The sequence below is a fragment of the Bradyrhizobium sp. Crot121 genome (genome assembly GCF_059512385.1).
In genome coordinates, this window is sequence record NZ_JCAMOR010000162.1 from 1 (window position 1) to 6461 (window position 6461).

The 6461-nt window shown below is 59.5% G+C and carries 8 protein-coding genes and 2 pseudogenes; 4 read left to right on the forward strand and 6 right to left on the reverse strand.

The window, feature by feature from the left end; genetic code table 11:
* Positions 1 to 162: 162 nt before the first annotated feature.
* Positions 163 to 597, forward strand: a complete 435-nt coding sequence (locus tag AC5ZGW_RS45035) for a response regulator (RefSeq protein WP_130231346.1) — start codon at positions 163 to 165, stop codon at positions 595 to 597.
* Positions 598 to 605: 8 nt separating this feature from the next.
* Complete coding sequence (locus AC5ZGW_RS45040) at positions 606 to 1019, forward strand: thioredoxin domain-containing protein (RefSeq protein WP_130231348.1); 414 nt, start codon at positions 606 to 608, stop codon at positions 1017 to 1019.
* Positions 1020 to 1144: 125 nt separating this feature from the next.
* Here AC5ZGW_RS45040 and AC5ZGW_RS45045 read toward each other — a convergent pair whose 3' ends face one another.
* The 3 genes from AC5ZGW_RS45045 to AC5ZGW_RS45055 form a co-directional block, all read right to left on the reverse strand.
* A complete protein-coding gene (locus AC5ZGW_RS45045; RefSeq protein WP_207231180.1) occupies positions 1145 to 1378 on the reverse strand; it encodes a hypothetical protein in 234 nt (77 codons plus the stop codon).
* A gap of 215 nt (positions 1379 to 1593) precedes the next feature.
* A complete protein-coding gene (locus AC5ZGW_RS45050) occupies positions 1594 to 1947 on the reverse strand; it encodes a hypothetical protein (RefSeq protein WP_130231350.1) in 354 nt (117 codons plus the stop codon).
* A 505-nt stretch (positions 1948 to 2452) separates the two neighbouring features.
* Entirely contained in the window at positions 2453 to 2617 is a 165-nt protein-coding gene (locus AC5ZGW_RS45055; RefSeq protein WP_155255682.1) for a hypothetical protein, read from the reverse strand.
* Positions 2618 to 3021: 404 nt separating this feature from the next.
* Between AC5ZGW_RS45055 and AC5ZGW_RS45060 the strand changes: the two genes are divergently transcribed.
* Together AC5ZGW_RS45060 and AC5ZGW_RS45065 are read left to right on the forward strand one after the other, a co-directional pair.
* Positions 3022 to 3690 carry an OmpW/AlkL family protein gene (locus tag AC5ZGW_RS45060; protein WP_080664218.1) on the forward strand — a complete coding sequence of 223 codons (669 nt, stop codon included), beginning with the start codon at positions 3022 to 3024 and terminating at the stop codon, positions 3688 to 3690.
* A gap of 184 nt (positions 3691 to 3874) precedes the next feature.
* Complete coding sequence (locus AC5ZGW_RS45065) at positions 3875 to 4138, forward strand: hypothetical protein (RefSeq protein ID WP_035693183.1); 264 nt, start codon at positions 3875 to 3877, stop codon at positions 4136 to 4138.
* Positions 4139 to 4257: 119 nt separating this feature from the next.
* Here AC5ZGW_RS45065 and AC5ZGW_RS45070 read toward each other — a convergent pair whose 3' ends face one another.
* The 3 genes and pseudogenes from AC5ZGW_RS45070 to AC5ZGW_RS45080 form a co-directional block, all read right to left on the reverse strand.
* Positions 4258 to 4605, reverse strand: a complete 348-nt coding sequence (locus tag AC5ZGW_RS45070) for a (2Fe-2S) ferredoxin domain-containing protein (protein WP_028169327.1) — start codon at positions 4603 to 4605, stop codon at positions 4258 to 4260.
* A 60-nt stretch (positions 4606 to 4665) separates the two neighbouring features.
* Positions 4666 to 4889 (reverse strand): annotated as a pseudogene (locus tag AC5ZGW_RS45075) (BolA/IbaG family iron-sulfur metabolism protein); the annotation flags it as partial.
* Positions 4890 to 6337: 1448 nt separating this feature from the next.
* A pseudogene (locus AC5ZGW_RS45080) lies at positions 6338 to 6461 on the reverse strand (IS630 family transposase); the annotation flags it as partial.

Genomic DNA, 6461 nt, shown 5'->3' on the forward strand with positions numbered 1-6461 from the left:
CCAGGTGTTTTGAAGGTGACAGCAATTGTGCCGCTGTCAGAAGCCGAACAAGGATCGCAAGCATCAAACGGGCAAAAGCCGGCTTGGCGCGGGCCCTTTCGATGCGTTCATGCGTGGAACGGAAATTGCTAATTTCTCATACAAGCCGCTTGGAGAGCGATAATGCAGATGGGCGTCGAAACCTCGAAGGCGGAAGACCAGCGACCGGTCTTCGTGGTCGATGATGACGAAATCACCCGGGTGGCTTTGCAGCTTATGCTGCACGATGAGATCGAAACGCACGAGCTTGCAACGCCTGAAGAGGCTTTTGTCAGGCGCGTCGATTGGTTGAAGCCCGATCTGGTGCTGCTCGGCGCCTCCTTTTTCAAACAAAAGGGGCCGCCGTTGATCGGCCAATTGGCGGCCCATTTTTCCGAGGTGCGGATCCTGATCGTCTGCGAGAAATCCGACGAGGCCACCGCGGCCGAAGGCATCAAGGCGGGCGCGCACGGCGTGCTTATCAAGCCTCTCACCTTGGAAGCCGTCCGCAAGAAGGTCGATGGTATTCTCGAACGCGGCGCCACCGCGCCCATCGTGCAGCTCAGGGTGCTGAATTAGGCCACGCCATGGCGACGATCATTTTCTATCAAAAACCCGGCTGCGCCACCAACGCGCGCCAGATGCAGGCGCTGAAGGCCGCGGGCCACCACGTGATTGCCAAGGATATCTTGAAGGAGCCGTGGCGCGCGGAGCAACTGCGCCAGTTCTTCGGCAATACGCCGGTCGGATCCTGGTTCAACCGCGCCGCGCCCCGTATCAAGTCAGGCCAAATCAATCCCGACATAAGCGACGCGGCGAGCGCACTCGCGCTGATGCTGAGCGATCCGCTCCAGATAAGGCGCCCGCTGATCAACGCCGACGGCGCAAGATGCGCAGGATTCGATCATGAGCCCGTGCTGTCGCTGCTTGGGCGGAGCATGCAGGACGATCTCGAGCGATGCTCGAGCGAGGCAGCCGGAGGGTACTGCCGGAGCGGGTGAGCTACGCTACTCGCTAGTTTAACGAGAGGCGAAGAAAGCGGAGTTTCCCCGCTCCCCTTTCTTCGGGCGCGGCAGCAGGCTCGCTGAAGACGATCGGGGCTCTACACGCGCGTCTATAATTTTAATTAGGGTTGATGAAAAAGCCCCAAGGTGCAGCCCGCCAATGCGGTCATCGCGGCGGAGCCGGCACATTCGCCGATGCTGAATTGCGCGTGAAAGCCGGACATCAGTGGACGCTTCGCTGCACGTTCCAGTTCGACCGCATCGACATTCGTAGTGACATCGATCAAGCCGAGCGAGGCGCCGAAGGGCTGTTTCATGTCGCCCCACAACAAATTGGCGGGGCGGCCGGACGCCATGGAGGACGTGCCGAGTCCGTCCCTACAGCACCGCCCCGCCTGCGACCGGTGATGGTGCCCCGAATGAAGCAAGCGATGTGCCGATTTTGAAAGTTGGCTACAGTCGCTTCGTACTGGGTGTGTGTAGCGTCATGTGGTGGATATTGGTCTCAAAGCCGACAAAACGACCCGCTCTAGTTCAGTGCGCCCGAAAGCTCCGCCAAGCGGTGTCACTATCAGCGGTGTGTGATCACGTCGGGGTTGTCGACCACCATGTCGAGCAGCGTGTCCTCGACCATGCGGCAATCCACGCCCTTGATCCGGACGCGGCGAGCATCGCCGTGCCGGAATACAACCCAATCGCCGGCCTTGACATCCTGGCCGTGGAAATAGGTGCCGGTCTGCGGCTCATGCTTGAAGGCGGTCTTGCCCTTCTTGAGCACCAGGCCGACGGTGTCCTGCCAGACTGATTCCTTGATCGCGCCGGTCGACAGGATGAGCCCGCCATCGATCTTCTCCGGCTCGATGTAGATGCTGACCCCTTTGTTGTTCAGCAGCTCGATGGTGCACAGATCGCCAACGAGCTTCATCAGCTCGGCCCTTCTCGTCCTCCGAATTGGAACGGCGTTCCAATGTCGAAACACGTACCATCCCTCTCCTCCTGGTCTTTCAGGATGTCTTCCAGCGTCTAAGCGAGCAGGTGCGCAGCGGCGGCGGGCGCCTTTACCCCACATTGCGCTGATACTGGCGCCCATCTGTGAGCTTGCCGGACGTGATGGCGTCGATCGCCTTCTTATTTAGCTCATCAAGCTTAGCCTTCGGCGTTCGGCTAGATTGGTATCGATGATGACGCTCATTTACGGCCCGCCCACTCGTTTCCGAGCCAATTACAGGAGCGCCATGCGAGTCAGCGGCCATCTGACAAAGAAATGGCCGCCTGCGTTGCCACAAGCGGCCGAAGTCTAGGGAGGAAACGCCCAAGGAGGGCAGCACGCAGCCTAGAACGACCGCCATCAGCAGCTCAATTGAACGTAGGTAATCGTCGGGTATCCAAAGGGTAGGACGGAACGATACGAAGGTTTATGTCGAGATCGGCTAGGCAACGCCAAACTCGCCGCTCGCGCCCGGCTCGGCCACCATATGCCGCACCAGGATCATTTCCAATCCGACTTCCGAACAAGGGGCGACGCGGAATTGATTAGTCAATTGCCGGCCGGCACCCTTCAGATAGAGGAGGAAGCCGGGCAACTTGGCGAACATTGCTGCCTCAATGAATCCCCGCGTATGCGCGGGCATGGCGGCGCAACTTCGAGGCCCCTCGATCGCGCGTTACCGCTGTAGCTGGATTGCATTAGAGCGTGATCCGCAAACGTGGAAACCGCTTTTCCGAGAAGATCATGCTCAAACAAAAAATATAGAGCGGAATGACGATTCGAAGAAAAGTCAGTCATCACGCCTTACGGTCGTGATCCTTTCGCAACATGGCGACTTGATCGTGTCTCGACCGCCCGATTTTGATTCGCATCAAATCCTTCGCGATGCCGCGTGTGTGACAGAGACGTCGCGCGACTCCCCGCGCTGACTTGGGAATCGAAGAATTTGATGAGAACAAGAACAATTCTGACGACAGCCTCGCTGCTCGTGAGGCATTCGGTGGGGCCACCATGTCGCTGCAAGCTGCCGATCTCGCATCGGCGGCGATCTACACCAAAGCGCCGCCGGTCGAACCATTCAATCCCTGGATGATCCGCCTGCGCGTGCTCGGCGTTTTGCCGGATGCTCGAGGTAGCTCGGTTAACGTCTTCGGCGTTCCGGGCCTGTCGTCACCGAATTTGGGGCTCTCGATCAGCGATCAAGTGGTCCCGGAGCTCGACATCACCTATTTCTTCACCCCGAACATCGCCGCCGAACTCATTCTCGGCGCGACCAAGCATCACATCAACGGCACCGGGACGCTCAACGGGCTCGACATCGGCAAATCCTGGCTGTTGCCGCCGACGTTGACGCTGCAATATCACTTCACCGATTTCGGCGCGTTCAAGCCGTATATCGGTGCCGGCATCAACTACACCGTATTCTTCAACCAGTCGGCGGGCAACACGCCGGTCGCTGGCCTCGCGGTCACCGACCTGCAGATCAGCAACCAAGTTGGCGCCGCGGTCCAATTCGGCTTCGACTACATGCTCGACCGTCACTGGGGCTTCAACGTTGACGTGAAGAAGTTGTGGCTGCGGCCGGATTATTCGGCGACCGTAAACAAGGCGATTCCGGTCACCGGGCGCGCCAATATCGACCCATGGCTGGTCGGCGGCGGCATCACCTACAAGTTCTGACCCAAGAGCACGATCGGGGAAAAGTGGAAACCGGGTTGCGCAAACAAAAAGATCGAGCGAGCTGACGGTTCGAAGAAGCGTCATCTCTCTCAGCGCCGGGAGCCGGGCCCGGCGCCGCATTCGCTTTAGCTTTGCGCTATTGGCGGAGTCAACATGAGGTGACGGACCAGATCGAAGGGTAAGAGTGATTGATCAAGCCATTTTCCATCTCGGCGAGCGTCGCGCAAAGCGCCACAAGGACATCAACGTCAGGGATTCAAACGGCTCGCCGCTGGAGGTGGCAGGGCATGGTGATCAGGGACTTGAAATCCAAAGGCTCGTCCACGGTGATCAAGCGCGCACCCTGATCAGGAACATCCATCTTACCGAGGATCCCGACGAAAGCGAAGGCCGCACCTATAAGGTCAAGGGCCCGGTTGGGCACGGAGTTCTTGATGAAGGACCGTGAGGTCACCACCACTCATCACCCTGGCGAAAGAGGGTAACCCAGGATTCCAGAGACGCCAGTCGTCAGATGGAAGCCGAGGCTAACTTGATAGCCCGCGCAAGCTGCCTTTAACCGAGCCCTCAGCTCCGCTTCAACACCATCACCAGGCGGTCGACACGTTTACCTTCCTTGAGATGGGACTCGACGATTTCGTCGATGTCGTCAGGCGTGGTTGGACGGTACCAGACGCCATCGGGATAGACCACCATCAAGGGACCGGCCTTGCAAAAGCCGAGGCAGCCCGCCGCCGTGAAGCCGATATCGGTGAGCCCTTGCACTTCGATCGCCTTGCTCGTCCTGTCCCACAGGGCTTGCGCACCAGCTGCACCGCAGCTGCCGTGCGGATGAGTAGGCGGACGCTGGACGTGGCAGGCAAAGACATGATGCCTGTAGAGTTGAGGAAGCTCGAATTCCGTTTCTGAGTTCATGAGCCCGCCACGCATTCGATTGGGTTCATCTGAAGGGGGACAAGGTCCGAGTGCACCGCTCGGGACCGCGGTCGTCAGCGCGAGCGCGTGAAGCTCGTCACCCATTATCCCGTTGAGCGCCGCATACACAATCTGATGCTGCTTCGGCTCTTGACTGTGAAGGCGCGCGAAACGACGCGGGCGCCATAATGATCGCCGTCGCCGGCTAGATCAGTCATGGACACCTCCGCGTCCGAAAAGCCTTTCCTGATCAGGGCTTCGATGTCTGGTCCCCTCATCGCGATCTGCCTTGCTCCCGCTTGGCTTGCTCCACCATCTTGCTTCTCCATGCAAGCTTCGAACCAAGATGCGCGCCGCGCGCTTCTGCGCCGATCCTTCTCGGTCTGCCGACGTACAACTGCCACTCATCGTCACGTTTGCTACAGCAACGGTCTCTTTTGTTGCGGACGTGACAAACATCGAGCAGACGCGTGCGCCTCCAGCTTTTCCGCAGCTAGCCCCCAAAATAGCCGAAGAATCCCGATCCTTCCGCATGGCCCGGCTCTTGCAATGTCATCTCGCGGAAGGATGTAGCGCGTCACGACCGTCGTCTTCTCGGAGGAGCCCATGAATTTTCGCCAAGCTGCCTGATGAGCTCGACGCCTCGCTACAGCAGGGCATGACCGCTTACCGGCACCATTCGGCGCGAACCGACCGCATCTTTCGGTGAGCGCTGAACGCTCTGACGAGAGCGCGCGATCGCCGAGCGCGGCTTGCGCAAGGGCGCAAGCCAAGCCGGCTGGGACCACGACGGCGCCCATGGCAAACCACAATCGGGGATGCCAGTGGCGTCGGCGCTTCACGCTCTCCGCCTTGAAGGCGCTTGCCTTCAATCAGTTGATTCCTGGGGCAAAGACCTCGATTACAAGGCTAGGGTCAATGGATATGTCGCTTGAATTGATGCGCGTGACTGGGGTTTGTACTTCGCAGGATTGTTCCCCCTCTCCCTGCATGCACGGCCAGCCTACTCTAAAGCGAGTCTCCCAGAACTCCTGATACAGGATCGTCATTTCACTGCCTAACGGTCCTGTCACGTCTGGGTCTGCGATCCCCCCTGCCAGCCCAGACGGAGCCCTCGGCGGTTGTAGCCGCCGAGGGCTTTCTTTGTCTCGAGCGCGTTTTGGATGTCACTAACACCTGTTCGCCTCGGCTCCCCCCACAAATGGGGCCTCATTGGAAGCGAAGCCGGCACGCGGATTCACCCGACCAAAAATGGTGCTGGCGTCGACGTTCGCCGCCTTGCCGCCTCACTCGGTGGACAGCGTGAAGCCGCGCCGCTCGCGTTCGTCCGCACGCGATTTTATGGATCTAGCAATGTGGGGAGGCTGCCCCCGATTCTGAAAGCACGCGGGCGTGCCCTATCGCAGGCTAGGGCGGACGGAAGCAAAAGGAATGCGGGACGACGTCAGCCCCACCTATTCTCTACAGTCGGGCCGACGGCTTTCATCATACGGCTTGCCTGTCTGGTTGCGTGTCCAGTTAGCGAGCGTGGACAACGCGAAATCGAGTTCGGCGCGCGCAGTTTCGTTGGCGACCGTCTCCCGCGATGCAGCGCACATGCAGGCCAGCCGGGCGTCCAACCCTCCGCGCCGACGAGAAAACCGAGATGGAGCTGCCGCGTCCGCTGGAATCGCCCTTCTCGGGCGTATAGAGTTTTGGTTGGCCAGTCCATTCGGCGAGCTAGTACCCGGAATCAGAGCTGAGTGATACGGCGGCCTTTGAACCGGCGTTGACGGACCTTTTTCTTGGTCCAGACGAAGGGCTCGGCTTTGTCGTTGTAAGCGTTGACGTAGGCATCGATGTGGTCCTGAAGCTGC